Annotated in this window: 1 protein-coding gene; it reads right to left on the bottom strand. The window is 41.0% G+C overall.

Features of this window, described 5'->3' with window-relative positions:
- The coding region (locus CA598_RS31625) for an S-layer homology domain-containing protein (protein WP_143812502.1) at nucleotides 1–807 on the bottom strand (807 nt) is incomplete at its 3' end.
- Between the last annotated feature and the right edge of the window lie 349 nt (nucleotides 808–1,156).

The raw sequence follows: 1,156 nt of genomic DNA, 5'->3' as shown, positions 1-1,156 counted from the left end.
CCCGTTGTAGTTATCCACCGCCTCGAACTTGGTGCTAACAACCAAAGGTGCATTGATATCTGAATTGCTGCTATGCCCACTTTGTGAAGAGGAAGACCCTCCAACAACAGGAGTAGGTACAGTTACCGCTTCTTTACCCGGCTGAGGAGTTGGGGTGGCGCTTGGCTGCTCAGTATTCCCGCTCTCCTTAAACTTTAGAAACTTGGAAGCTACTAGAGCTACAGCCTGACGATCTACTTTGGCCTCAGGATTAAAAAAATTATTATATCCGGTAATCAATCCATATTCCACAGCGGCAGCTATAGAATCTTTGGAATAATCAGCAATTTGGCTACTATCAGCAAATTGCAAAGTTCCAGTTTTACCGGTAGGATTGACTCCCAATGCTCTCACGAACATGACGACCATATCCTGACGTGATAAATTTTGCCCCGTACCGAAAAGATTACTGCCGGTACCCTTGATCAATCCGGCTTTGACAGCTGCCTCTACATAGCTGTATGCGTAGTTGCTTGCGGTAACGTCCAGAAAGGTAGGCAGCGCAGGTGGGTTCGAAATATCCAGCTTCAATGTTTTTGCTAAAATAATTGCAAAATCCTGCCGTGTAATATTTGACGTAGGATAGAACTTACTCTCTTCAACACCGGTCACTATCCCCTGATCGAATAGCTCAACAATCGCTTTCTTTGCATATGAGCTATCAATATCAATAAAGGAAGCGGCAGCCGATCCTTTGGTCGGCATAATGATAGGGCTTGATAATACAGCAGCAGCCAATATAGAGCTTATCCATTGCTTTTTGTTCACTTACTTGTCCCCCTGTTCATTGGATGCATTATGTCGTTTGTCTATAATCGATTCGTTAACACAATTCGACTTTAAATTACAAACTTTTCATCTACAGGATTATAACAAGTATCAATAAACAGATTATAAACAAACAAGCCATGGCCTTATTACTGATGAACACTACAACCATAAATTTGGCTGTCGCTCACATCATTGATTCTGTGCATCAAACGAAAAAAAATGATACTATGTATGATGGGTATAGGACTTTGCTATCCTTATATCGTTTTTATATATTACAACAAGAGGAGATAATATGAGTAACGAACAAAACTTCTGGCTTGATTTACCGAAGCCGTTTTTTATA

This window comes from Paenibacillus sp. VTT E-133291 (assembly GCF_002264395.1).
Lineage (GTDB): Bacteria > Bacillota > Bacilli > Paenibacillales > Paenibacillaceae > Paenibacillus_AQ > Paenibacillus_AQ nitricinens.
This window is presented reverse-complemented; position numbering and strand designations above follow the sequence as displayed.